Source organism: Nakamurella sp. PAMC28650 (assembly GCF_014303395.1).
In the GTDB taxonomy this organism is placed as follows: Bacteria; Actinomycetota; Actinomycetes; order Mycobacteriales; family Nakamurellaceae; genus Nakamurella.
The window spans coordinates 4896370-4921387 of sequence record NZ_CP060298.1 but is presented as its reverse complement, the minus strand read 5'-3'; the positions used below and the strand labels follow the sequence as shown (position 1 = coordinate 4921387).

19 protein-coding genes are annotated in these 25018 nt (G+C 69.3%); 7 read left to right on the top strand and 12 right to left on the bottom strand.

Going from position 1 to position 25018, the window contains the following annotated elements; all coding sequences use genetic code 11:
• Window positions 1-51: 51 nt before the first annotated feature.
• The 3 genes from H7F38_RS22355 to H7F38_RS22345 all read right to left on the bottom strand — a co-directional run bounded on the left by H7F38_RS22355 (window position 52) and on the right by H7F38_RS22345 (window position 2910).
• Window positions 52-1134 (bottom strand): NADH:flavin oxidoreductase/NADH oxidase, encoded by a 1083-nt coding sequence (locus H7F38_RS22355; protein WP_187091824.1) that lies wholly within the window; start codon window positions 1132-1134, stop codon window positions 52-54.
• A 210-nt stretch (window positions 1135-1344) separates the two neighbouring features.
• Window positions 1345-1596 (bottom strand): WhiB family transcriptional regulator, encoded by a 252-nt coding sequence (locus tag H7F38_RS22350; RefSeq protein WP_090474271.1) that lies wholly within the window; start codon window positions 1594-1596, stop codon window positions 1345-1347.
• 354 nt (window positions 1597-1950) lie between these two features.
• Window positions 1951-2910, bottom strand: coding sequence for a diacylglycerol kinase family protein (locus H7F38_RS22345; protein ID WP_187091823.1), 960 nt, complete (start codon window positions 2908-2910; stop codon window positions 1951-1953).
• Window positions 2911-3001: 91 nt separating this feature from the next.
• Here H7F38_RS22345 and H7F38_RS22340 point away from each other — a divergent pair, with 91 nt between their 5' ends.
• Window positions 3002-3439: a hypothetical protein gene (locus H7F38_RS22340; protein ID WP_187091822.1), complete on the top strand. Its 438-nt coding sequence runs from the start codon at window positions 3002-3004 to the stop codon at window positions 3437-3439.
• On the opposite strand, the gene H7F38_RS22335 is transcribed toward H7F38_RS22340, so the two are convergent.
• From H7F38_RS22335 to H7F38_RS22325, 3 genes are read right to left on the bottom strand one after another with little or no spacing between them, the layout of a single operon-like run.
• Entirely contained in the window at window positions 3396-3884 is a 489-nt protein-coding gene (locus H7F38_RS22335) for a GNAT family N-acetyltransferase (RefSeq protein WP_187091821.1), read from the bottom strand. The genes H7F38_RS22340 and H7F38_RS22335 overlap by 44 nt on opposite strands.
• Window positions 3877-4545, bottom strand: a complete 669-nt coding sequence (locus tag H7F38_RS22330; RefSeq protein WP_187091820.1) for a histidine phosphatase family protein — start codon at window positions 4543-4545, stop codon at window positions 3877-3879. Before H7F38_RS22330 ends, H7F38_RS22335 begins: the two co-directional genes overlap by 8 nt.
• Window positions 4546-4556: 11 nt before the next feature.
• Window positions 4557-5153, bottom strand: coding sequence for a dTDP-4-dehydrorhamnose 3,5-epimerase family protein (locus H7F38_RS22325; RefSeq protein WP_187091819.1), 597 nt, complete (start codon window positions 5151-5153; stop codon window positions 4557-4559).
• An 82-nt stretch (window positions 5154-5235) separates the two neighbouring features.
• Here H7F38_RS22325 and H7F38_RS22320 point away from each other — a divergent pair, with 82 nt between their 5' ends.
• Window positions 5236-5532, top strand: coding sequence for a 4a-hydroxytetrahydrobiopterin dehydratase (locus tag H7F38_RS22320; protein ID WP_187091818.1), 297 nt, complete (start codon window positions 5236-5238; stop codon window positions 5530-5532).
• 69 nt (window positions 5533-5601) lie between these two features.
• On the opposite strand, the gene H7F38_RS22315 is transcribed toward H7F38_RS22320, so the two are convergent.
• Window positions 5602-6429, bottom strand: coding sequence for an IclR family transcriptional regulator (locus tag H7F38_RS22315; protein WP_255498126.1), 828 nt, complete (start codon window positions 6427-6429; stop codon window positions 5602-5604).
• Window positions 6430-6502: 73 nt separating this feature from the next.
• On the opposite strand from H7F38_RS22315, the gene hutH reads away from it, so the two are divergent.
• The 5 genes from hutH to hutI are packed head-to-tail and all read left to right on the top strand — an operon-like array spanning window position 6503 to window position 13560.
• Complete coding sequence (hutH, locus tag H7F38_RS22310) at window positions 6503-8116, top strand: histidine ammonia-lyase (protein ID WP_255498125.1); 1614 nt, start codon at window positions 6503-6505, stop codon at window positions 8114-8116.
• Window positions 8116-9807, top strand: coding sequence for a urocanate hydratase (hutU, locus tag H7F38_RS22305; protein WP_187091816.1), 1692 nt, complete (start codon window positions 8116-8118; stop codon window positions 9805-9807). Before hutH ends, hutU begins: the two co-directional genes overlap by 1 nt.
• A complete protein-coding gene (locus tag H7F38_RS22300) occupies window positions 9804-11036 on the top strand; it encodes an allantoate amidohydrolase (RefSeq protein ID WP_187091815.1) in 1233 nt (410 codons plus the stop codon). The genes hutU and H7F38_RS22300 overlap by 4 nt, the downstream gene beginning before the upstream one ends.
• A complete protein-coding gene (locus H7F38_RS22295) occupies window positions 11033-12373 on the top strand; it encodes a formimidoylglutamate deiminase (RefSeq protein WP_187091814.1) in 1341 nt (446 codons plus the stop codon). The genes H7F38_RS22300 and H7F38_RS22295 overlap by 4 nt, the downstream gene beginning before the upstream one ends.
• 11 nt (window positions 12374-12384) lie before the next feature.
• The gene (gene hutI / locus H7F38_RS22290; RefSeq protein WP_187094909.1) at window positions 12385-13560 is read left to right on the top strand and encodes an imidazolonepropionase; all 1176 of its coding nucleotides are present in this window, start codon (window positions 12385-12387) and stop codon (window positions 13558-13560) included.
• 243 nt (window positions 13561-13803) lie between these two features.
• Here the strand turns inward: hutI and H7F38_RS22285 are convergent, their stop codons facing one another.
• From H7F38_RS22285 to H7F38_RS22265, 5 genes are all read right to left on the bottom strand, one after another.
• Entirely contained in the window at window positions 13804-14853 is a 1050-nt protein-coding gene (locus H7F38_RS22285; protein ID WP_187091813.1) for a type IV toxin-antitoxin system AbiEi family antitoxin domain-containing protein, read from the bottom strand.
• A gap of 184 nt (window positions 14854-15037) precedes the next feature.
• Window positions 15038-18901: a multifunctional oxoglutarate decarboxylase/oxoglutarate dehydrogenase thiamine pyrophosphate-binding subunit/dihydrolipoyllysine-residue succinyltransferase subunit gene (locus tag H7F38_RS22280; protein WP_187091812.1), complete on the bottom strand. Its 3864-nt coding sequence runs from the start codon at window positions 18899-18901 to the stop codon at window positions 15038-15040.
• Window positions 18902-19079: 178 nt separating this feature from the next.
• Window positions 19080-20288: an acyl-CoA dehydrogenase family protein gene (locus tag H7F38_RS22275; RefSeq protein ID WP_187091811.1), complete on the bottom strand. Its 1209-nt coding sequence runs from the start codon at window positions 20286-20288 to the stop codon at window positions 19080-19082.
• Between the two features lie 42 nt (window positions 20289-20330).
• Window positions 20331-20894: a Uma2 family endonuclease gene (locus tag H7F38_RS22270; RefSeq protein ID WP_187091810.1), complete on the bottom strand. Its 564-nt coding sequence runs from the start codon at window positions 20892-20894 to the stop codon at window positions 20331-20333.
• Between the two features lie 122 nt (window positions 20895-21016).
• A complete protein-coding gene (locus tag H7F38_RS22265) occupies window positions 21017-24949 on the bottom strand; it encodes an ABC transporter ATP-binding protein (RefSeq protein ID WP_255498123.1) in 3933 nt (1310 codons plus the stop codon).
• Window positions 24950-25018: the final 69 nt, after the last annotated feature.

Genomic DNA, 25018 nt, shown 5'->3' with positions numbered 1-25018 from the left:
CGCGGCTACCAGGAGTGCCGTCTGCTGGGTTGTCTCCCGACGCGACAATTCCTAGCGCCAGGCGCCGCGCTCGTACTGCGGGCGGTAGGGGGCCTTGTCGGCGGGCAGACCCAGCTCGTGGGCGGCGCGCAGCGGCCAGCCGGGTTCGCGGAGCGCGGCCCTGGCCAGGAGTACGGCGTCGGCGGATCCGTCGGAGAGGATCTGTTCGGCCTGCGCCGGATCGGTGATCAGGCCGACGGCACCGGTCGGCAGCCCGGTCGCCTTCTTCACCGCAGCGGCGAGCGGCACCTGGTAGCCCGGTCCGACGGGGATGTCGGCGGCGGGCACATTACCTCCGCTCGAGACGTCGATGAAATCGGCGCCCAGCCGGCCGACGAGCTCGGCGGCCTGCTGGGTCTGTTCGATCGACCAGCCACCCTCGGTCCAGTCCGTACCGGAGAACCGGACGAACAGCGGCTTGTGTCCCGGCCACACCTCGCGGACCGTTGTGACGATCTCGGCGAGCAGACGGCTGCGACCGGCGAAGTCGCCGCCGTAGCCGTCGCTACGCAGGTTGGACAGCGGGGACAGGAACTGGTGGATCAGGTAGCCGTGCGCTGCGTGGAGTTCCACCACGTCGAACCCGGCCGCATCGGCCCGCACCGCGGCGGCCCGGAAATCCCGGACCACACCAGAGATCTCGTCGGTCGTCAGCTCGACCGGCTCGCGGTAGTCCCCGAACGCCTGGGCCGACGGCGCGACCGCCGTCCAGCCACCCTGATCGGCAGGTACCGAGCCGGATCGGCCGGCGAACGGCGAGTAGGTGGAGGCCTTGCGACCGGCGTGCGCCAGCTGTACACCGGTGGCAGCACCCTGTGCATGCAGGAAGGTGTTGATCCGTGCCCAGGCGTGCTGCTGATCCTCGTTCCAGATGCCCACGTCCTCGGGTGAGATCCGCCCTTCGGGGCTGACTGCCGCCGCCTCGGTGAGGATCAGCCCGTAGCCGCCGATGGCATGCGAGCCGAGGTGGACCAGATGCCAGTCGGTCGGCATCCCGTCCTGGAGGGTCGCGCTGTACTGGCACATCGGTGCCAGGAAGATCCGGTTTGCGAAGGTGACGCCGCGGATGGTCAGCGGCTCGAAGAGCAGGCTCATGCGACTTGTAGCAAAATGCGCCAGCGCGGCATTCCGGGACGTCGCGGGGTGCAAGATGACTCACTCGCCAGGTTGCACGGATCAACCCGGGTTGCCGGGGCCGCGAAAACCGGGCGGCCGGGGTCGCGCCGACGGACAGCGAACCGCCCCGGTGCGGGGCACCGGGGCGGTTCGTCGATCTTGGTGCCGGCCACGAGCCGGCCTCGCCTGCTACAGGCTGCGGGCCCTGGCCCTGGCCCGACGACGCTTGAGAGCGCGACGCTCGTCCTCGCTCATCGCGCCCCAGACGCCGGCATCCTGACCGGTTTCCAGAGCCCAGGCAAGGCATTCGCTCGTGACGGGGCAGCGCTGGCAAACGGCCTTGGCCTCTGCGATCTGCAGCAGTGCTGGTCCGGAGTTCCCGACCGGGAAGAACAGCTCCGGATCCTCGTCGCGGCAGATTGCGCGGTGGCGCCAGTCCATCGTGTGACCACTCCTTCGTCAGCGCGGCCGTGGAGCCGCGGTTTGGTGCGGGGAAAGTGCAAAAGTTCGTGCCGGTGATGCAAGTCGATGCTGGGTGGAACAGAAGCGGTCAGCAGAAAGTCCGCCAGCTGAGCTGACCAACGTTCCGGTGTTCGATCCCGCCTCCGGATTAACGGCAAGCGGGTGATCGGGTGTAAAGGGGGCCCGACCTCTTATTCAATAGTTTCATGTGACACGGGGATGTCAAGAGTTCGTGACGAGGAGGTTACGAAGCTCACGTTCTGGTCACGACCGCAAGATCGCGCTCTTCATGGTGCCTGCTGGAAACGATTCAGACCAGGGATTTTCGCGGAGTTAACCCGACTGCTCGTCTCGGAGGCGGATCGGGGTGCCGGTCAAGACCCGCAACGCGGCGGGCACCGACGTGAAGGTGGCGTGCTCTCGAGTGCCCAAATAGTCCCCGTCGACCTGTAGCCCGACCGGGGAATGGCAGCGAACTATGACCGAACTCACATTGTCGTTGCGGATGAGGGCTCGGGACGACGGCTCGGCATTCGGACGCAGCAGTTGCGCGGATACGCGCACCACGGTGGGCAGCCGCATGCTGGTGAGAGCGAACACGCCGAGCCCGCCGTCGGCCGACGTGCCCGGGTTGGTGCGGATCGCCCTGGTCTGGAAATACGTCCACGGATCGACATTGGAGACGAAGAGAAGGTGGACGCCGGCCGGCGTCGCCACCCCGTCGACGGTGATCTCGAGTCGGGGATGACGGTGTTCGGCCCGTAGATACTGCGCGATGGCCTTGCGGACGTGCAGCATGTTCGAGATGGCCCGGCCGGTGGCCCGCAGGTCCTCCACGGCCTCGACCACCTCAGCATCCAGACCCATTCCGGCGTTGAAGGTGAAGTACCGCTCGTCCACCCGCCCCAGCGAGATCGTGCGGGGCGGCTGCCGGACGATGAGCGCCTCCAGGATCTGCTCGGTGGCCAGGACCGGATCCGGATCCATCCCCATTGCGCGGGCGAAGACGTTGGTCGAACCGCCGGGCAGGACGGCCAGCATGGGGGCCTGCCGACCGGCGTTCGCGGCCATGATGCCGTTGACCACCTCGTTCACGGTGCCGTCCCCGCCGTGCGCGACGATCAGCTCCGCACCACCCTCGACGGCCTTGGCGGCAAGCTCCGCTGCGTGGCCCCGACCCGTCGTCTGGGCCACCACCAGTCGCACCTCGGCGGCGAGTGCGTGCGCCAGCAGGTCGCGTCGGCGTTCGGTGGTGGCGGTCGCGTGGGGGTTGACGATCATCATGGCGCGCATCGTCGGGCAGCCTACGTGGTGCAGCGGCCGGTGGGCAGGTGGCCGTGGTGCCATCCGCCGCGGTGCGTTGACCCCCGGTAATCTGGACTTCGTGACCTCAGCACCCGGACCCGGGCCCACCATCATCCCGCCACCGAGGCAGGTCGCCGCGGCCGGGCTGCTCGTCTGCGCGGAGGCCGTCGCGGTGGTGGTGCTCGCCGTCCTGATCGTCGTCTCCGGGCTGGGGAACTCAGCGGCACTGGGGCAGTTGCTCGCCCAGGCCGCCTACTACGTCGTGCTGGCCGCGGCCATGGTCCTGTGCGGGCTGGGACTGCTCAAGGGCCGGCGCTGGGGCCGGACACCGACGATCGTCGTGCAGATCGTGGTGGCGGCAGTGGGCTACTACCTCGCGGTGCCGAGTGGCCGGGTGGGCTGGGGGATCGCACTGATCGCGGTGGCGGCGGTCACCGGCGGGCTGCTGGTCACCAGACCGGCCAACGAATGGATCAGCCGGTTCCCCTCCCTGTTCGGGCCAGAGCCGGACCGGTGAGCCGGAAGACGGTCCAGCCGTCCATCCCGACCGCTCCGAGGGCTTCGTAGAAGCGGATCGATGGTTCGTTCCAATCGAGCACCGACCACTCGACCCTGGCGTAGCCCCTGCGCACGGCGATCTCGGCCAGATTGAGCAACAGGGCCTTGCCGAGTCCGGTACCGCGTCGGTCCGGCTGCACGTACAGGTCCTCGAGGTAGATCCCGTGCACCCCCTCCCAGGTCGAGTAGTTCAGGAAGTGCAGCGTGTAGCCGACCACCACACCGTCGGCCTCTGCCACGTGGCCGAACACGGCCGGTGCGTCGCCGAAGAGCGAGTCGTGCAGTAATTCCGAGGTGAGATGGCATTGCTCGACGAGCTTCTCGTACGCGGCGAGCTCGTAGACCAGTTCGACGATGCGGTCGACGTCGCCGATCGCCGCGGCCCGCACCCTGGCGTCAGGCATGTCCCGGTCCTGCATGTCCCGGTCCTGAGGCGGCGATGGGTGCGGCAGCAGTGGTGGGTGCCGCCGGGGCGGACGACGGGCTGAAGGGGACGACGTTGGCGTGCTCGATGCACGGCTTGCCGTGGTAGTCGCCGAGCACGGTGACCGCAGCCGGATCCATCAGGATCAGGCCTCCGGCGGTGATCGGCAGATCCACCCACCGGACGGCCAGCACCCGGGACATGTGGCCGTGGCAGACCAGCGCCACATCCCCGTCGGCGAGCGCGTCGCGTGCCGCGGCCAGCACCCGGTCGGCCCGGTCGGCGACCTGCTCCGGCGTCTCGCCGCCGGGGGCTCCGTCGGTGAAGATGCTCCAGCCGGGCCGGCCCACGTGGATCTGCGTGCTGGTGATGCCCTCGTACTCGCCGTAGTTCCACTCGGCCAGATCCGGCACGACCTCGTCCACCACCAGGCCGGCCAGTTCGGCCGTCCGTCTGGCCCGCATGCGGGGGCTGCTCCAGACCGTCTGCGGATCCAATCGCAACCCGGTCAGCAGCGAGGCCACCGTTCGAGCCTGCTGCTCTCCCTCGGCGGTCAGGTCCAGATCGGTCACCGAGGTGTGCTGTCCGCTGGCGCTCCAGGTCGTCTGGCCGTGCCGGATCAGGGCGATTCGCGAGCGCATCGACGCCTCCCTCAGGACAGAGTTGCGATGTGGTCCCGGCAGGATGCCCAGGTCGGGAGCAGATTTGTCTCGATGGCCTCGGCCAGGCTCGGCGCTGCCTGGTCCTTGTCCGAGAGGACGAACTCCATTCCCTTCGGCAGGTCGAGGTGCAGCGCCGGATCCAGCGGGTAGACCGCGTGTTCGCGTCCGGGGGCGTAGCCGGTGGAGCACAGGTAGGTGAGGGTCGAACCGTCTTCCAGGGCCAGGAAGCCGTGCCCGAGTCCCTCGGACAAGTACACCGCCCGACGATCGACGCCGTCCAGCCGGACGGTGTCGACCGCACCGAAGGTCGGCGATCCGACCCGCAGATCGACGATGAAGTCGAGGACGGCACCCGCCGGGCAGGTGACATATTTCGCCTGTCCGGGCGGGACGTCGGCGAAGTGGATGCCACGCAGGCTGCCGGCCTTGGAGACCGACATGTTCGCCTGGGCCAACTCGAGCGGATGGCCGGTCACGCTGCGGAGACGGTCGACCTTGAACCATTCGAGGAAGAGCCCGCGGTCGTCGCCGTGCTGGACCGGTGTGAATTCAAAGGCGCCGGGGACGGCGAGTTCTCGTACCTGCATATCGCAGGAGCCTAGAGGTCCGGACTTCGGCGGCCGAGTACCGGTCTTGACTGCGGCGAAAGTTGGGGCGAGCGTGAGAAGGATGACGGACCTCCTGACCGACCACCAGATCGACGACGAACTGGGCGGCGTGCCCCGCTGGACACGGGTGGCGAGCGAGATCCACGGCTCGTTCCGGGCGGGCAGCTTCGTCGGCGCGCTCGCCTTCGTGAACGCAGTCGGGGCACTGGCCGAGTCCGCGGGCCACCACCCGGACATCGACATCCGCTACGACAGGGTGAACCTGTCGCTGAGCACCCACGACGCGGGCGGCCTGACCGGGAAGGACTTCTCGCTGGCCCGGCAGATCGACATCGCCGCTGCCGGGTTGGTCGACTGAGGGTCCCGGAGGTCCCGGGGGTCCCGGCGCGGCGGATCCTCGGATCAGGGGTGTTGGGCTGGGTCGGCGTCAGCGGCTCCGCCCGCCGATGGCGGCGGTGAGCGCGCCGACGGCCAGCGTCACCGGTTCGACGAGATGCTCGAAGTTGCAGGTCGGAGTCATCGAGGCCGGCTCGGGGCACCGGTGGGCCACGGTGATCCCGATCGCGGCGATCGGCATGGCGTTGTGGTCGAAGACGGCGGCCGCGACGGAGGCGGCGCCGGCGGTGATCTGGCAGTCCTCCTGCGCCCATCCCGCTCGGCGCACCTGCGCCAGTCTGGACCGCAGGTCCGGGAGGTTGGCCGGGCCACGCCCGGTCCGGTCGACGAACGAGGAACGTTCCGGGAACAACGCCCTGACCTGGCCGGACGGCAGCATCGCCAGGATCGACAGACCGGTGGCCGTCAGCGCCGCCGGCAGCCGGATGCCGACGTCGGTGACGAGCGTGACCGAAGGTCCGGCCGGCTTCTCCTTGGCCAGGTACAACATCTGCGAGCCGTGCAGCACCCCCAGGTGTGCGGTGGCCCGCGTGATCCCGGCCAGCCTGGTCAGGATGGGGCGGCTCAGCCGCTCCAACGGCTCCGACCGCAGATAGGCGGTGCCGATCTCGAACGCACCGACACCGAGACCCCAGCGTCGCTCGGCCGGCAGGTGCACCGCGAAGCCGGCCGCCGCCAGTTCGGTGAGCAGTTCGTAGGTCGTCGATCTCGGGAGACCGAGATCGCGCGCGATGGCCCCGGCGGAGACCGGCGACGGCCGGCTCGCCAACAAACGCAGGACGGCCAGCCCGCGGCGCAGGGCCGGAGCCGGCCCCGTTTCGACGGTCGGCTTCGGATCGGAGATGACGAGTGGATGCACCTGTCCGGTATACCGGACAGCAACCCGGTTCCGGGCCTCGCGCTGCCGACGCCGCAGGGCATCCAATGAGCAGGTGAACTCCTCCCCGACCGCCGTCCTGCCCTCCGACACCCGTCACCCGGTTGCGGTCGGTGTCGGTCCGGTCTCCGCGGCCGAGCTGGTTGCGGTGGCCCGAGAGGGTCGACAGGTCGTCATCGAACCGGAAGCACTGACCGAGATCGCCAGAACGCGCGCCGTCATCGACGCCCTGGCAGGCGACTCCGTGCCGCACTACGGGATCTCCACCGGCTTCGGAGCGCTGGCCACCCAACACATCTCCGCCGACCGGCGGGCCGCGCTCCAGAGTTCGCTGATCCGTTCGCACGCCGCCGGCAGCGGCACGCCGGTCGAGGTCGAGGTGGTCAGAGGCCTGATGCTGCTCCGCCTCTCGACGTTGGCCACCGGACGCACGGGCATCCGGCCCGCCACCGCGCTGGCCTATGCCGGTTTGCTCAACGCCGGGATCACGCCGGTGGTGCCCGAGTACGGATCCCTCGGCTGCTCCGGCGATCTGGCGCCGTTGTCCGCCGTGGCCCTCGCGCTGACCGGCGAGGGCATGGTGAACGACTCGACCGGTGAACTCGTGACGGCTGCGGTCGCCCTGGCCGCAGCGGGCCTGACGCCGGTGGTGCTGGCCGAGAAGGAGGGCCTGGCACTGATCAACGGCACCGACGGAATGCTCGGCATGCTGCTGATGGGGTTGGCCGACATCGGGGAACTTCTGGATGTGGCCGATGTGTCGGCCGCGATGTCCGTCGAAGCGCTGCTGGGCACGGACCGGGTCTTCGCCGCCGAGTTGCACGCCCTGCGGCCGCAACTCGGCCAGGGCATCAGCGCAGCCCGGATGGCCGCAGCCCTGGCCGGTTCTCCGATCGTCGCCTCGCATGCCGGCCCGGAGGACACCAGGGTCCAGGATGCCTACTCGCTGCGCTGCACCCCCGCCGTGCACGGCGCGGCCCGCGACACCGTCGATCACGCCGCGCGGATCGCCGACCGGGAACTGGCCAGCGCCATCGACAATCCGGTGGTGCTCAGCGACGGCCGGGTCGAGTCCAACGGAAACTTCCACGGTGCTCCGGTGGCGGCCGTCCTGGATTTCCTGGCCATCTCCGTCGCCGACGTCGCGAACATCGCCGAGCGCCGGACCGACCGGATGCTCGATGCCCACCGGTCGCACGGGTTGCCGCCGTTCCTGGCCTACGAGGTCGGCGTCGACTCCGGCCACATGATCGCCCAGTACACCCAGGCCGGTATCGTCGCCGAGCTCAAGCGGCTCGCCGTTCCGGCCTCGGTCGACTCGATCCCGTCGTCGGCGATGCAGGAGGACCACGTCTCCCTCGGGTGGCATGCCGGCCGCAAGCTGCGCCGGGCGGTGGACGGTCTGCGGCGGGTACTTGCCGTTGAGATCCTCACGGCAGCAAGGGCTCTGGATTTTCGGGCGCCGTTGCAGCCGAGCCCCGTGACCGGCGCCGTCCGTGATCTGGTCCGCACCGTCGTGGCCGGGCCCGGCCCCGATCGTCATCTCGGCCCGGAGATCGACGCCGTCGTCGACCTGCTGGCCCGGCATGCTGTTCTCGGTGCGATCGCACCCGTTCTCGGTGCTGCACCCACCACCGGCGTCGACCACCACGATCCCAAGGAGTCCTGATGTCCACCCTTCCCGGTGCCCGCCCCGTCCGCGCGAACCGCGGTACCACGCTGACCGCGAAGTCCTGGGCCACCGAGGCCCCGCTGCGGATGCTGCAGAACAACCTCGACCCCGAGGTCGCCGAGGACCCGGACAATCTGGTCGTCTACGGCGGCACCGGCCGGGCCGCGCGCGACTGGGCGTCCTTCGACGCCATCTGCCGCTCGTTGATCGACCTGGAGGCCGACGAGACCCTGCTGGTCCAGTCGGGCAGACCGGTCGGCATCCTGCGCACCCACGAATGGGCCCCGCGGGTGCTGATCGCCAACTCCAACCTCGTCGGGGACTGGGCCACCTGGCCGGAGTTCCGACGGCTGGAAGCCATGGGGCTCACCATGTACGGCCAGATGACGGCCGGTTCCTGGATCTACATCGGCTCCCAGGGCATCGTCCAGGGCACCTACGAGACATTTGCCGCGGTGGCGGACAAGAGGTTCGGGGGAACCCTGGCCGGCACGCTCACGGTGACAGCAGGTCTCGGTGGGATGGGGGGCGCCCAGCCGCTGGCCGTCACACTCAACGGTGGCGTCGCGCTCTGCATCGAGGTCGACCCCGCGCGGGCCAGACGCCGGGTCGAGACCCGGTACCTGGACGTGGTGGCATCCTCCCTCGACGAGGGCATCGCACTCGCGCTCGCCGCGAAGAAGGCTCGCACCGCCCTCTCGGTCGGGGTGATCGGGAACGCCGCCGAGGTCCTGCCGGAGTTGCTGCGTCGCGGCGTCGACATCGACATCGTCACGGACCAGACGTCGGCCCACGATCCGCTCTGGTACCTGCCGGTCGGCGTCTCGCTGGAGGACTGGCACGACTACGCCGAACGAAAGCCCGACGAGTTCACCGACCGGGCCCGCGACAGCATGGCCGCCCACGTGGAGGCGATGGTCGGTTTCATGGACGCGGGCGCCGAGGTGTTCGACTACGGCAACTCCATCCGCGGCGAGGCGAAGCTGGCCGGGTACGAGCGGTCGTTCGACTTCCCCGGGTTCGTCCCCGCGTACATCCGGCCGCTGTTCGCGCAGGGCAAGGGCCCGTTCCGCTGGGCGGCGCTGTCCGGTGACCCGGCCGACATCCACGCCACCGATGTCGCGGTGCGGGAGATGTTCCCGGATAACGAGAAACTGCAGCGCTGGATGAAGCTGGCCCCCGAGAAGATCGCCTTCCAGGGACTGCCGGCGCGAATCTGCTGGCTCGGGGCGGGCGAACGTCATCTGGCCGGGGTGCGCTTCAACGAGATGGTCACCTCCGGCGCGATCAGCGCGCCGCTGGCCATCGGCCGGGACCATCTGGATGCGGGCTCGGTGGCCTCCCCGTACCGCGAGACCGAGGCGATGGCCGACGGTTCCGACGCGATCGCCGACTGGCCACTGCTCAACGCCCTGGTCAACACGGCCTCCGGCGCGTCCTGGGTGTCCATCCACCACGGCGGTGGGGTCGGCATCGGCCGGTCCATCCACGCCGGTCAGGTGTGTGTCGCCGACGGGACCGCGCTGGCCGGCCAGAAACTCGAGCGGGTGTTGACCAACGACCCGGCGATGGGGGTGCTCCGGCACGTCGACGCCGGGTACGCCGAGGCCGATGCGGCCGCCGGGCGGACCGGTCTCGTCATCCCGATGCAGCCTGGCATCGGGTCGAACACGATGGCAGCGCAGTGAAGTCGGTCCCGTCGTCGGCGGCGGCGGCGCGGTTCAACTCCGCCTGGTCGGATCTGGCCGGGCTCGGCCGGGACCATCGCCGAGGTGGCTACTCGCGCCACGTGTTCGACGACGCCGACATGCAGATGCGGGAGTGGTTCACCGCCCAGGCCCAGCGGCGGGGGCTGGAGAGCGAGGTCGACCGCAACGGCAACATCTGGGCCTGGTGGGGTCGTCCCGGCCCGGGGGCGGTGGTCACCGGGTCGCACTTCGACTCGGTCCCGGGTGGCGGCGCGTTCGACGGTCCGCTGGGCATCGTGTCGGCGCTGCTGGCCATCGACGAGATGCGGGTGCGCGGTGTGCAGCCGGGGAAACCGGTCGCGCTGGTCTGCTTCGCCGAGGAGGAGGGTGGCCGATTCGGGTTGCCCTGCCTGGGGTCCCGGTTGATGACCGGGGTGGTCGAGCCCGAGCACGTGCGCCGCCTGCACGACCCGGACGGCATCTCCTACGCCGACGCCGCCCGCCGGGTGGGTTTCGATGCCGCCGCCATCGGACCGGATCCGGAACGTCTGGCGATGATCGGGGCATTCATCGAACTGCACGTCGAGCAGGGCCGGCTGCTGCACGCCGCCGATCCGAACGCCGCGATCGGGATCGGTTCGCAGATCGTGGCGCACGGGCGATGGCGGATGACGCTGACCGGTGAGGGCAACCATGCGGGCACCACTCGTCCCGTCGACCGCCACGACCCGATGATCCCGGCCGCGGCGGCGGTTCTCGCCGCCCGCCGGGCCCTCGGACGGCACGACGGCGCCGTCGCGACCATCGGCAGACTGCAGCCGATCCCCGGCGGTACCAACGTGATCGCGTCCTCCGTCGACGTCTGGATGGATGTCCGGTTCGAAGGAGCCGCGCAGACTGCGGCCCTGGTCGACGAGATCGTCGCCGCAGTGCGGGAGGAGGCCGAGATGGAGGGCTGTTCGCTGGTCGTCCATCGGGAGTCCCTGTCCGATGCGGTGATGTTCGATCCGGCGCTGACCATGGAGATGGCCGCCTCGCTGGATGCGCCCGTCATTCCGACCGGGGCCGGGCACGACGCCGGGGTCCTGGCCGACCACGCGCCCAGCAGCATGCTCTTCGTGCGCAATCCCACCGGGGTCTCGCACGCCCCCGGTGAGCACGCGGAGACGTCCGACTGCCTGCGGGGGATCGAGGCTCTCGCCGATGCCCTGACCGGGCTGGCCCGTTGACGACGTACCGCTGCGAGTCCGCGTTCGTCGACGGTGCGCTGTCCGGTCCGGTCGACATCAGGTGCGCCGACGGGTTGATCCGGTCCATCTCGCCCGCCGCCGCGGGTCCGGCCGACGAGCTGTTGCCCGGCCTGGTGCTACCCGGTTTCGCCGACGCCCACTCGCACGTCTTCCATCGGGCTCTTCGCGGCCGGACGCACGGCGATTCCCTCGGGGTGGGCAGCTTCTGGACCTGGCGGGAGACGATGTACTCGCTCGCGGACCGTCTGACCCCGGATACCTTCCACGCCTTGGCCGTTGCCTCGTATGCCGAGATGGTCTGCGCCGGATTCACCGCGGTGGGGGAGTTCCACTACCTGCACCATGCGCCCGGCGGTGTGCCGTACGCCGATCCGAACGCGATGGGCGTGGCGGCCGGACAGGCCGCCCGCGAGGTCGGGATCGGGTTGACGCTGCTGGATGTCGCCTATCTGACCGGTGGTTTCGGCCTTCCGCTGAACGAGTCGCAGCAGCGGTTCACCGATGGGTCGGTGGCGGGGTGGGCGTCGCGGGTCGGTCGGCTGCCGGCCGCGCTTCCGGTCGGCGAGTTCGCCGTCATCCGGGCGGGCGCGGCCATCCACTCGGTGCGGGCGGTGCCCGTCGTCGACCTCCCGGAGGTGGCCCGCTTCGCGCAGGCCGCCGGAATGCCTCTGCACGTTCATCTGTCGGAGCAGACGGCCGAGAACGAGGCTGCACTGGCGGCCACCGGACGGACGCCGACGCAGTTGCTGGACGACGCCGGCGCGCTGTCGGACCGGACCGCCGCCGTGCACGCCACCCACCTGACCGACGGCGACATCACTCTGCTCGGGGCGGCCCGGAGCTCGGTCGTCATCTGCCCGACGACGGAGGCCGATCTTGCCGACGGGCTGCCTCGCGCGGCCGAACTCCGGGTAGCCGGTGCGGGTCTCACCCTGGGTGGGGACCAGCACGTGATCACCGATCCGTTCGCCCAGGCGCGCGGCCTCGAGTACGGAGAGCGTCTGGCCACCGGCACCCGGGGTACGTTCTCACCCGAAGTACTGCTGGAGGCGGCGACCGCGGCCGGTCATTCCTCGATCGGTTCCACCTCGGGCCGGATCGCGGTCGGTGCGCCCGCCGATCTGGTGGCGGTGCGGACCGGGAGTGCCCGCACCGCAGGGTCCCTCGGACTGCAGCTGATGATGACGGCCTCCGCGGCCGACGTGTCGGTGGTGGTCGTCGGTGGGGTGGTGCAGGCCCGTGATGGCGTGCACGTCCGGCTCGGTGATCCGGGCGATCTACTGGGCAGGGCGATCAGGAAGGCGTGGACCGGGTGAGCGATGTCTCGATGGACAGATCGACGGTGGTGAGCCGGATCTCGAACCTGGTCACCAATGATCCGGCGGTGGGGACCGGTCTGTTGGGCATCATCGAGGATGCGGCGGTCGTCATCCAGGGTGACCGGATCGTCTGGGTCGGGCCGCGGTCGGCTGCGCCGGACGCCGATTCGTCCTTCGACGCCGGTGGACGTGCGGTGCTCCCCGGATGGGTCGATTCGCACAGTCACCTGGTCTTCGCGGGTGACCGGTCGGCCGAGTTCTCGGCCCGGATGGCCGGCGAGCCCTACGAGGCGGGCGGGATCATCACCACGGTGGCCGCCACGCGGGAGGCCTCCAACGCCGAGTTGTCCGGGTTGCTGGCGCGGCGGGTGGCGGAGATGGTGGCCGGCGGCACCACGTGCATCGAGACCAAGACCGGCTACGGCCTGACCACCGTCGACGAGGTCCGGTCGGCGGTGGTCGCGGCGGCCGGGGGCGTGGACGCCGTCACCTTCCTCGGCGCGCACGTCAACGCTCCGGAGTTCGCCTCCGACCCGGATGCCTACCTCGATCTGGTCTGCGGACCGATGCTGGAGGCGATCGCCCCGCAGGTCCAGTTCATCGACGTCTTCTGCGAGAAAGGGGCTTTCGACGAGGCGCGTTCCCGCCGGGTGCTCGCGGCCGGGATTCGCAAGGGCCTGGGGCTCAAGGTGCACGGCAATCAGCTCGGCGAGGGTTCCGGGGTGCGGATGGCCGTGGACTGCGGCGCCGTGTCGGTCGATCACTGCACCTATCTGTCGTCGCGGGACATCGATCTGCTGGCCGGCTCGTCCACCGTCGCCACCCTGCTGCCGGTGTGCGACCTGTCCACCCGGCAGCCCCCGGCCCCCGGCCGGAAGCTGGCCGACGCCGGTGCCACCGTGGCGATCGCGTCCAACTGCAATCCCGGATCCTGCTACACCCCGTCGATGGCGCTCGCCGTCGCGCTGGCGGTGCTGCAGTGCGGGCTGACCGCCGACGAGGCGGTGGCCGCAGCCACCCTCGGCGGGGCAAGAGCGCTGGCGCGGAACGATGTCGGCGTCATCGCACCCGGTATGCGCGCCGACCTGCATGTGCTCGACGCCCCCAGCCATCACTACCTCGCCTACCGCCCCGGCCTGCCCATGACGCACGCCGTCTGGCGCGCCGGCCTACGCTCCGCCTGACCCCCCGCCCCCTCTGACCCGCCCCCGCTGACCCGCCCCCCTGACCCCCGCCCGTCCCCCTGACCCCCGCTGACCCGCCGCCGGCCCCCTGACCCCCGGCCGGCCCCCTGGTGCGCATACGGTCTTTCCCGGCGCGTCTGATTCTGCCCATTCTGGCTGTCGGCGCGACCTCATTGGGCAGGACCGTATGCGCGGTGGGGCCTGGTTGGGCACCGGCCCACAGGACAGTCGGATGGACGCTGCTCAGATCTTGTGGGCGAAGCCGGGAACCGGCCAACCCCCTCCGAGGCCCGCGCCTGAGAATCCGGGCGGGGCCTCCAGGCTCCAGCAGGTGGGGACCGCCCGTCCGCTTCTGCGGGCAATGGTTCGGCGGATTCGAGCGGCCAGGACAGCGGGGCGACCCAGAACCAGTGCTGCATCGAAGCGCAGAACCTCGAAGTCGAGATCGCGCAGTTCCCGTTCGCGTTCCACCTGCTGTGCCACGACCTTTGCTGCGTCAGGACGATCGTTGTACTTGAGCCCGCCGTCACCTTCCAGGATGATTCCGTGCTCGGGCAGCAACAGGTCAACGCGTCTCGGTGATGGTCCACCGTGGATCCAGGGGTTCGAAATGACCTCGGGGAGGTCGAAGACGTGGCACGCCAGTCGACCGGCGGATTCCAGGGGGCTTTCCGATCGGCCGTCCGCACGAGCGAGTACCCAATGGACCGACTCCATTCCCTTGTAATGCTGGAGCTTCTCGGCGATCTGCCACAGTTGGTCTCGCGAGATGCCAATGGCCAGGGCATAGTCGGCGATGGTGAGACCCTGCAGTCGGCTGCTCATCCGGATGACGTCGATGCAGGCGTAGGACGCACTGGTCACCGGCACGCCGGACCACCTCCACTGGTGAGGGGCCGGGAGCCAGCCGTACCTGATCCGGCCGTTGGGCGTCCGAGAATGTCCGCGATGTGCCGAACCGGGTCGCAGCAGACGCGGTAGGACCGGCGGGTCTCCCCACATCGGGAGACCGAGAACGGCGGCCGCCGAGAAGTCCGCGGCGTGGCCGTCGTTCCTGGCGCTCAGGGCCCAGGCACGGCTGCGCAGGTCGAATCGGCCCCAGGTGGTTGCGGCGTCGTACGACTTGACCGGCGCGTAGATTCCACTGCCCAACTGCATCAGCAATCCATTGCGCTCCAGACGACGGAGCACCTTGTCGGAGATTCCGAAGTCACGAGCGGTCGAGGCGATCACCAGCCCATGGCCGGTCGATCCGATCAGCCGTAGATCTTCCTGCAGTGCGGAGGTCTCCATGACGCAACAGCCTGGCGCGGCGGACGCCGCCGGGCCAGCGATGGTGGACGAATGTGGATGGTTGGAAGGTTGGGGACAAGTCACGGTGCCGAGCGCAGATAGAAATGCCCGGAGCTGCCTGTTTTGAGGCAGATCCGGGCATTTCGAAGAGCGCCGGGCACAACCGTATGCGCGGAGGTCCGGGTTAGTCGGCGAAGGCGGCGGCGATGACGGCGGCCTGCTCAACCTCGTGCACCCGGAGCGAGCCGGCAGAGGGTGCCGCCATGGCGCGGCGGGACACCCGCTTGATCCCGGTCAGCGTCGGGATCATCTCCGGGAGAGCGAGGGCCAGGAAGGTCCAGGACCCCTGGTTCGCCGGCTCCTCCTGCACCCAGCGGAAGTCGGTGACCTCCGGGTAGGACTCCAGGATGTGGGCCAGCTTCCGGCGCGGCACCGGGTAGATCTGCTCGATCCGGACGATGGCCGTGTCGGTGATGTCGTGGGCCCTCCGGTAGGCGTCCAGCTCCCAGTAGAGCTTGCCCGAGGTGAACAGCACCTTCTTCACCGCCGCAGGGTTCACGGTGCCGTCCGGGATGACCGACTGGAACTTGCCCTCGGTGAAATCCTCCACCGATGACACCGCAGCCTTGTTGCGCAGCATCGACTTCGGGGTGAAGACGATCATCGGTCGGTGCACGCCGTCGAAGACGTGCCGGCGCAGCAGGTGGAAGTAGTTCGCCGGGGTCGAGGGCACGGCCACCGTCATCGAACCCTCGGCGCAGAGCTGGAGGAAGCGCTCGATCCGTCCCGAGGTGTGATCAGGACCCTGACCCTCGTGACCGTGCGGGAGCAGCAGCACGACACCGGTCTGCTGGCTCCACTTCGCCTCGCCCGAGGACAGGTACTCGTCGATGATGGACTGCGCCCCGTTGACGAAATCACCGAATTGCGCCTCCCAGAGGACCAGCGCCTCACGATTGGCCACCGAGTAGCCGTACTCGAAGCCCAGGCCCGCGTACTCCGTCAGCGCCGAGTCGTAGGCCAGGAATTTGCCCTGGCCCTCCGACAGGTTCTGCAGCGGGATGTATTCGCTGCCGTTGTTCCGGTCGATCAGGGCCGCGTGCCGCTGCACGAAGGTGCCGCGACGCGAGTCCTGCCCGGAGAGCCGGACCAACCGGCCGTCCATGGCGATCGAGCCGAACGCCAGCAGTTCGCCGAACGCCCAGTCGATGCCGCCGTGGCGGGACATCTCGACCCGACGCTCCAGGACCGTCTTCACGCGGGGGTGCGCGGTGAAGCCAGCGGGCAGGTCGACCTGCGCATCGGCGATCCGGTGCAGGGTCTCGAGCGAGATCGCGGTTTCCACCTTCGGTGGGATCGGCTGTTCCGCCTCCATCGAGGGCGACGGCGTGGCAATGCCCCGCTCCAGTTCCTTGACCTCGTTGAAGACCCGTTCGAGCTGCTGGTGGTAGTCCCGCAGTGACTCCTCGGCATCTTCCGTGGACAGATCACCGCGGCCGATCAGGGCCTCGGTGTAGATCCGCCGGACCGAGCGCTTGCCGTCGATGATCTGGTACATCAGGGGGTTCGTCATCGAGGGGTCGTCACCCTCGTTGTGACCGCGGCGTCGGTAGCAGACCATGTCGATGACGACGTCCTGGCCGAACGCCTGACGGTATTCCACCGCCAGCCGCGAGACCCAGACGGCTGCCTCCGGATCGTCGCCGTTCACGTGGAAGATCGGGGCCTGGATCATCTTCGCCACATCCGTGCAGTACTCGGACGAACGAGACGCCTCAGGGGCGGTGGTGAAACCGACCTGGTTGTTGATGATCACGTGCACGGTGCCGCCGGTGCGGTAGCCGCGGAGTTGCGAGAGGTTCATCGTCTCGGCGACGACACCCTGCCCGGCGAAAGCCGCGTCACCGTGCAACGCGATCGGCAGCACGGTGAATCCGCCCTCGCCGAGGTTCAGCAGATCCTGCTTGGCCCTGGCGACACCCTCCAGCACCGGGTCGACGACCTCGAGGTGGGACGGGTTGGCGACCAGGGACACGTCGACCTGCCCGTCACCGAACGGACGGATGTACTTGCCCTCGGCGCCCAGGTGGTACTTGACGTCCCCGGAACCGTGGGCCTGCCGCGGGTCGAGGTTGCCCTCGAACTCGCGGAAGATCTGCTGGTACGGCTTGCCGATGATGTTGGCCAGCACGTTGAGCCGGCCGCGGTGTGCCATCCCGACGACGACCTCGTGCATGCCGTACTCGGCCGCCCGGTTCAGTGCGGCGTCCAGCAGGGCGATGACGGTCTCGCCGCCCTCGAGGGAGAAGCGCTTCTGCCCGATGTACTTGGTCTGCAGGAACGTCTCGAAGGCCTCGGCGGCGTTGAGCCGGCCCAGGATGTACTTCTGCTCGGCCTGGGTGGGCTTGTCCCGCTTGACCTCGACGCGCTGCTGGATCCACTTCCGCTGGACCGGATCCATGATGTGCATGTACTCGACACCGACTGTGCGGCAATAGGAATCACGCAGCACACCGAGGACGTCGCGGAGCTTCATGTATTCGGCGTTGTTGAATCCGCCGACCGGGAACTCCCGATCGAGATCCCAGAGGGTCAGTCCGTGGGAGAGCACATCGAGGTCCGGGTGCCGACGTTGGCGGTAGTTCAGCGGGTCGGTGTCGGCCATCAGGTGACCACGGGTCCGGTAGGCGTCGATCACCTCGAGCACGCGGGCGGTGCGGTCCACCGTGCCGGCGCGCCCGGCATCGAAGTCCTGCACCCAGCGCACCGGCTCGTAGGGCAGCCGCAACGAGGTGAACACCTCGTCGTAGAAGCCGTCCTCGCCCAGCAGCAGCTGGTGGATCCTGCGCAGGAACTCGCCCGACTCGGCACCCTGGATGATCCGGTGGTCGTAGGTCGAGGTCAGCGTCATGATCTTGGAGATGCCGAGCTCGGAGAGGGTCTGCTCGCTGGCTCCCTGGAAGGCCGCGGGGTACTCCATGGCGCCGACACCGATGATGGTGCCCTGGCCGGCCATCAGCCGGGGGACCGAATGCACCGTGCCGATTCCGCCGGGATTGGTCAGCGACACCGTGGTTCCGGCGTAGTCCTCTGCCGTCAGGGCGCCGTTGCGCGCCTTCCGCACCACTGCTTCGTAGGCGGCCCAGAACTGGGTGAAGGACATCCCCTCGCAGTTGCGGATCGGTACGACGACCAGCGACCGCTGGCCGTTCTTGCCGGGCAGATCGATGGCCAGACCGAGGTTGACGTGGGCCGGGGTGATCACCTGCGGCTTGCCGTCGGCCTCGGCGAAGTGACGGTTCATCGTCGGGTAGGCGCCCAGAGCGCGCACGATCGCATAGCCGATCAGGTGCGTGAACGACACCTTGCCGCCGCGGTTGCGGCGCAGGAAGTTGTTGATGACGATGCGGTTGTCCGCGATCAGCTTGGCCGGGACGGCGCGGACCGAGGTGGCCGTCGGGACCTCGAGCGAGGCGGTCATGTTGCGGACCACCGCGGCCTGGGCTCCGCGCAGGGGGGCCGAGACGTCGTCCGAGCCCGATTTCTCGGCCACCCGTGCCGCCTTGGCGGCCTTGTTCACGACCAGGTCGTCAGGGGTTGCCGTGGTCGCGGTCCGCTGAGCGGGTTTCACCGGTTCGGGAGCGGTCGCCGCAACCGGCTTCGCGGTGGCCGGTGGGCCGGTGACGGGCGACGCAGGCCGGGCCGACGGAGCGGAGGACGCCGCGTTGGCACCGTTGTGACGGGACGGCGGTGGCGGTGGGGGAGGTGGGGTCTTGGAGGTCGGAGCCGCTGTTGCCGGGGCGGTGGAGGTCACCGACGACGTGGGCGTCACCGGCGCAGCCGCAGGCGGTGACGCAGCTGCAGCGTTGGCGGGAGGAACGGCGCCGTTGCCATTCGATCCGGAGGCCTTCTTCTGCTCGGCAACCGGATCGGTGAAGAAATCTCGCCAGATCTGCTCGACGCTGGCCGGATCGCTGAGGAATTGGTTGTACTTCTCCTCGACGAACCAGTCGTTGGGACCGAACTCCGGCTTGGTGGCTGACGACACTGTCGCAATCCGCCTTCTCGAGAAATGGACGTGGGGTAGGCCACCCAAGGCTAGTCCGCACGGGCCGGACCGTGGGTATCAACCGCGGGACATCCCTCACACGAGTGCGATGGAAAGGCTCACAGCAGAACCCGGGCCGCGGACGCAACCTGACCGCCACGGCCCGGTGATCTGGGCCTCAGGCGAATGCGTCGAGGCCGGTGAGCGCCTTGCCCAGCACCAGCTGGTGGATCTCGGCGGTCCCCTCGTAGGTCAGCACCGTCTCCAGGTTGGCCGCGTGCCGCATCACCGGGTAGTCGCCGGTGATGCCGTTGGCCCCCAGGATGGTCCGGCAGGTCCTGGCGATCTCCAGGGCGGTCCGGGTGGAGTTGAGCTTCCCCATCGAGACGGCGGCCGGGGTGGTCGTCCCGGCGTCCACTCCACGGCCGATGTGCAACGCCATCAGGTACGCGGCGGTCCAGGCGGTGGTCATGTCGGCGAGCTTGGCCTGCGTCAGCTGGAACCCGGCGAGCGGTTTGCCGAACTGGCTGCGGGAGAGGGAGTAGTCGATCGCGGTGGCCAGCGCGTCGCGGGCGGCACCGAGGGCGCCGAAGAGGATTCCGGCGCGCGCCTGGGTCAGGCAGGAAAGGGGACCGCGGAGGCCTCTGACGCCGGGCAGAACAGCGTCCGCGGGCAGTGCGATGTCCCGGAACACGAGCTCGGCCGTGACCGACGCGCGGAGCGAGAGCTTGGCCGGGACCTCGTGGGCGCTGAAGCCCGGGCTGTCGGTCGGCACCACGAAGCCGCGCACGACGTCCTTGCCCGACTCCGGATCGGCGACCTTCGCCCAGATCACCGCGACATCCGCGAGTGTGCCGTTGGTGATCCACATCTTGACGCCGTTGAGCAGGTAACCGTCGGCGGTGGGGGTCGCGCGGGTGATCATCGAACCCGGGTCGGATCCCGAGTCGGGCTCGGTGAGCCCGAAGCAGCCGATCAGCTCGCCCGCAGCCATCCCCGGCAGCCAGCGATCCTTCTGGGCCTCCGACCCGTATTCCCAGATCGGGTACATGGCCAGCGAACCCTGGACGGAGACCAGCGAGCGGATGCCGGAGTCGCCGGCCTCCAGTTCCAGGCAGGCCAGGCCGTATTCGACGGCGGACGCGCCGGCGCACCCGTATCCGTCCAGGTGCATGCCCAGCAGACCTGCTTCGCCGAACTGGAGCGCGAGCTTGCGGGCCGGAATGCTGCCGTCGGCGTACCAGCCGGCGATGTGTGGTCTGACCAGGTCGTCCACGAGTTCCTTGGTGGCCGCCCTGATGTCCCGCTCGGTGTCGGACAGGGTGGCGTCGATGCCGAGGAGATCCTGGAGGGCCGGCGGTTGGTACGCATCGTGGCGCGAGGTCATACCCGTCAAGCTACTCGCGGGTCGGACGTCCGGCCGAGAATCTCACCGAGTGAGCAGAGCGTCCACATCGATGGCGACGGTGAACGGCGCGGTGATCACCACCGTGCCGCCGTCGGCGTGCTGGACCCGCCGGTAGGCCTGCCCCTCCAGCTCGAAGACGTCGAGAACGGCAGCGGAACCGGCGATGTCGAGGATCCAATAGCTCAAGATGCCGGCCTTGGCGTACACCGAAGGCTTGGTGACCCGATCCCGGTGACCGGATCCCGGTGAGACGATCTCGACGGCGAGCACCACGTTCCGGGCCACGAGGCGTTCCGGATCGGCGCTGGACAGGTCGACGATCGACAGGTCCGGCCGACGCACGGTCGCCGGGAAGACCGGATCGACGAGTACGTCCATGTCGGTGACGACCCTGAATCCGGCAACCCGCGCTGTCGGGCCCAGCGCCAGCAACAACTCCGACGATGCGAGTTGATGTTTCATGGCGGGGCTCGGGCTCACCTGCAGCACGCCCTCCGCCAGTTCCGCCCACCGATAGCCCTCTTCCGGAAGGTCGTCCCACTCCTCGAGGGTCAGCAGATGATTCGGCAGCTTGAACGTCGTCACGTCCCACCACCTCTCCGGCCGCCGGAATTCCTCGTCTGTCCGACCAACTGTAACGAGATGCGACAGGACGAGGACGGAGTTGTCCACACCGGTGGGTGGGCGTCAACGTCGACCGGCCGGCTTCACGGCTCCTGGGAGTAGAGGCGGGAGTAGACCCCGCCCCGGGTGAGCAGGTCCTCGTGCGTGCCGATCTCGGCCACTCTGCCGTGGTCCATCACGACGATCCGGTCGGCGCGCGCGGCGGTGGTGAGCCGGTGCGCGACGACGATGGTGGTCCGGCCGCGGGCCAGCCGGTCGGTGGCGGCGAGCACGGCAGCCTCGGCGGCCGGATCGAGCGCCGCGGTGGCCTCGTCCAGCAGCAGGAGTTCCGGATCCACCAACTCGGCGCGGGCCAGCGAGATCAGCTGCCGTTGCCCGGCCGACAGGTTTCGTCCCCGCTCCTCCACGGCGTGGTGGAACCCGCCGCGCAGCCCGGCGATGGCCCCGATCGCACCGACCGCTCTGGCCGCCGCTTCGACCGAGGCGTCGGACGCGTCCGGCCGACCGTAGGCGATGTTGTCACGCACCGTCCCGCTGAACAGGTGGGGCTCCTGGGGGACGACCCCGAGCTGACGGCGGTAGGAGCCCAGTTCGAACGTCCGCACGTCGATCCCGTCGATCAGGATTGCTCCGGAGGTGACGTCGTAGTAACGGGCGATCAGCTTGACCAGGGTCGACTTGCCGGCCCCGGTGGGACCGACGATGGCGATGGTCTCGCCGGAGGCGATGTCCAGGGTCACACCGGACAGTGCCGCCGCCGCACCGGGCTGGGCGGTGGAGTAGTTGAATCCGACGGCGACGGCCGCCACCCGGCCCGCCAACGGGGGAGCCAGGATCGGGTCCGGCGCAGGTGGGGTGGAGGTCGGGGTGGAGAGCAGGTCGCCGATCCGGCTCAGACCGACGGTGGCCTGCTGGTATCCGTCGAAGATCTGCGACAGCTGCTGGATCGGGGAGAAGAAGGAGTCGAGGTACAGAACGAACGCCAGCAGCGTGCCCGCACTCACAGCGCCGGTGACCACCCGGTGGGCGCCGACACCGAGCACCAGGGCCGCAGCCAGTTCGCTGAGCAGTGCCACGAACGGGAAGTAGATCGAAATAGCTGTCTGGGCCCGCATTCTCGACCGGCGGTAGTCCTCGCTCCGAGCCGCGAAGCCGGCCGCGTTGGTCTCCTCCCGACCCAGTGCCTGGGTGATCCGCATGCCCGACACGTTCTCCTGCAGGTCGGCGTTGACGATGCTGACCTTCTCCCTCGCCTCGATGTAGGCCTTGGTGGAGTAACGCCGGAACAGCACGGTGGCCACGAACAGCGGCGGCAGCACGGTGAAGGCCAGCAACGCCAGCCCGAGGTTCATGAACAGCAGGATCACCGCGATGCCGCCGAACGTGGCCAGCGAGACGACCGACGTGACGAGGCCGGTCTGCAGGAACGAGGACAGGGCGTCCACGTCCGTCGTCATCCTGGTCATGATGCGGCCGGCCATCTCGCGCTCGTAGAAGTCCAGACCCAACCGTTGCAGATGGGCGAACTCCCGGATCCGCAGCCCGTAGAGGACGGTCTCGCCGGCCTTGCCGGTGACGACGAGTTGCCATCGTTGGACGCCGTAGTCGGCGATCACGATCAACAGGGAGATGACGGAGGAGATCCAGACGACGCTGATCACCCCCTTGGAGACGCCGCTGTCGACCCCATGTCTGATCAGCACCGGCAGGGCCAGACCTGCACCCGCGTCCAGTGCGATCAGCAGGAGCGAGAGGAGCAGCAGGGCGCGGACCGGTCTGAGCGTGCGACTCAGCGACAGCCGGCCCGGTAGGGGCTGGGCGCCGTCGTCCGCTCCGGCCGGGAGTGTCTGTCGACCGGTCCTGGCCACGATCAGGTCGCCGCCGAGTTCGGGTGGTGGGGGATCGGTGGCGGGCGGAAGAGCATCGACCCTGGCCAGCAGTTCAGGGGTGGCGGGCAGCGACCCGAGCATGCCGCCGATACCACCTCCACCCATTCCGCCGCCGCCGGCCCTGGCGGCGCCGGCTCGGCCGCCACGGGCTCCAGCACCGCCTCCGAGCCTGGGTGCACCGCCGGCCATCGGAGCCTGCAGCGATCGATCGATCGGGTCTTGCTCGACCTCCGGCCAGAGCCCTGGGGTCGTCTCGCCATCGGCCGGGGCCCGCTCGTGCGACAACACCTTCGTCGGCCGCTCGTCCTCGATCTCCTCGCCCTCGCCGCCCAGCAACTCGCGGTAGGGCTCGCACCTGACGAGCAAATCCTGGTGGGTCCCGACATCGATGACCCGCCCGGCCACCACCATGGCCACGGTGTCGGCCAGCGCGAGCGTGCTCCGCCGATGCGCGATCAGGATCGTGGTGCGGTCGGCGGTCAGTCGGTGCAACGTGCTGTGGATCGCTGCCTCGGTGGCCGGGTCGACGGCGCTGGTGGCGTCATCCAGGATCAGCACCCGGGGGTCGGTGATCATGGCTCTGGCCAGCGCGAGGCGCTGCCGCTGCCCGCCGGACAGAGTCAATCCGCGCTCGCCGATCACCGTGTCGTAGCCGTCCGGCAGTGCGGTGATGAACTCGTCGGCCTCGGCCGCCTCGGCGGCGGCCCTGATGTCCGCGTCGGTGGCGTCCGGCCGTCCGTAGGCGATGTTCGCGGCGATGCTGTCGGAGAACAGGAACGCCTCCTCGAACACGACGCCGACCGTGCGACGGAGGTCGGCCAGCCGGAACTGGCGGATGTCGGTGCCGCCGAGCCGGATGCTCCCGGCCTGACCTTCGTAGAAGCGGGGGAGCAGCAACGACACGGTCGACTTGCCGGAACCGGAGGCTCCGACCAGCGCTACCGTGGAACCGGCGGCGACGTGCAGGGTGAAGTCGTCCAGCACCGGCTCGTCCTGGGTGTAGCCGAAGCGGACGCCCTCCAGCTTGACCCCGATCGGGCCAGACGGGATCGGCGCGGCGGCTCCGACCGGATCGGTGATCGCGGCCTTGGAATCGATGATCTCGACCACCCGTTCCACCGACGCCCTGGCCTGCTGGCCGAGGATCAGCAGGAACGACAACGTTCTCGTCGGAGCGACCAGTTGGGACAGATACAGGTTGAACGCCAGGAAGGTCCCGATGGTGATGCTTCCGTGCAGCGCCAGGTAGCCACCCAGCGCCAGCACCCCGACCTGACCGATCGAGGTCATCGCGACCAGTCCCGGGTTCAACCGGGCGGTCAGCCGCACGGCTCGCATCCGGTCGGCGTACAGCTTGGCCGCGCCCCGGCGGAGACGGCCGACCTCGCGGTCCTCCTGACCGAAGCCCTTGACGACTCGAACCCCGGTGACGTCCTCCTCGACGATCTCGGCGACTTCTGCGGCCGACTGCTGCGCCGCCCAGGTGGCGGGGAACAGGGTGGTCCTGGTGGCTCTGGTCAGCAGGTAGACCGCCGGGATGGTGAGCAGCGCCGTCAGGGTCAGCAGAGGGGAGAGCACGATCATGATCGCGAGCGAGGCGACGAACAGCACGACCTGGCCGGCCGACAGCGGGACGATGGCCAGCAGCCCCTGCACCACCTGCAGGTCGGAGGAAGCGCGCGAGACGACCTGCCCGGTGCGCAGCGCATCCTGGGCGGCGCCGTCCAGCCGGGCGAGCGCGGCGAACACGTCCTGACGCATGTCGTGCTGGACGTCGAGCGAGAGGCGGCCGCCGGCCCAGCGGCGGATGAACGAGGACACGAACCGCACCAGCGCGAGGACCACCAGCGCGATGATCACCAAGGACAGACCGGCGGTGCGGCCCGAGGTCGCATGGTCGACCGCGGACCCGGTGAGCAGCGGGGTGAGCGCGCCGAGGCCGACACCGGCGAGGGCGGACAGACCGGCCATCCAGGTGATCCGTGGATGCTTCATGCAGTAGGACCACAGTCGCCGGATCCAACCGACGGCGGGGCCTTTCGTGCCGTCAGGGGACGACGGCGTGGTCTTGGACGGCGCCGCCACCGTCAGGTTGTGGGCGTCGGGAGCGGTATCGGTGTTGGTCACAGGTGGCACCCGCTCACCGTAACCATCTGCACCGACAGCCGCGGCGGACCGAGGGCCCCGGGCCGAGGA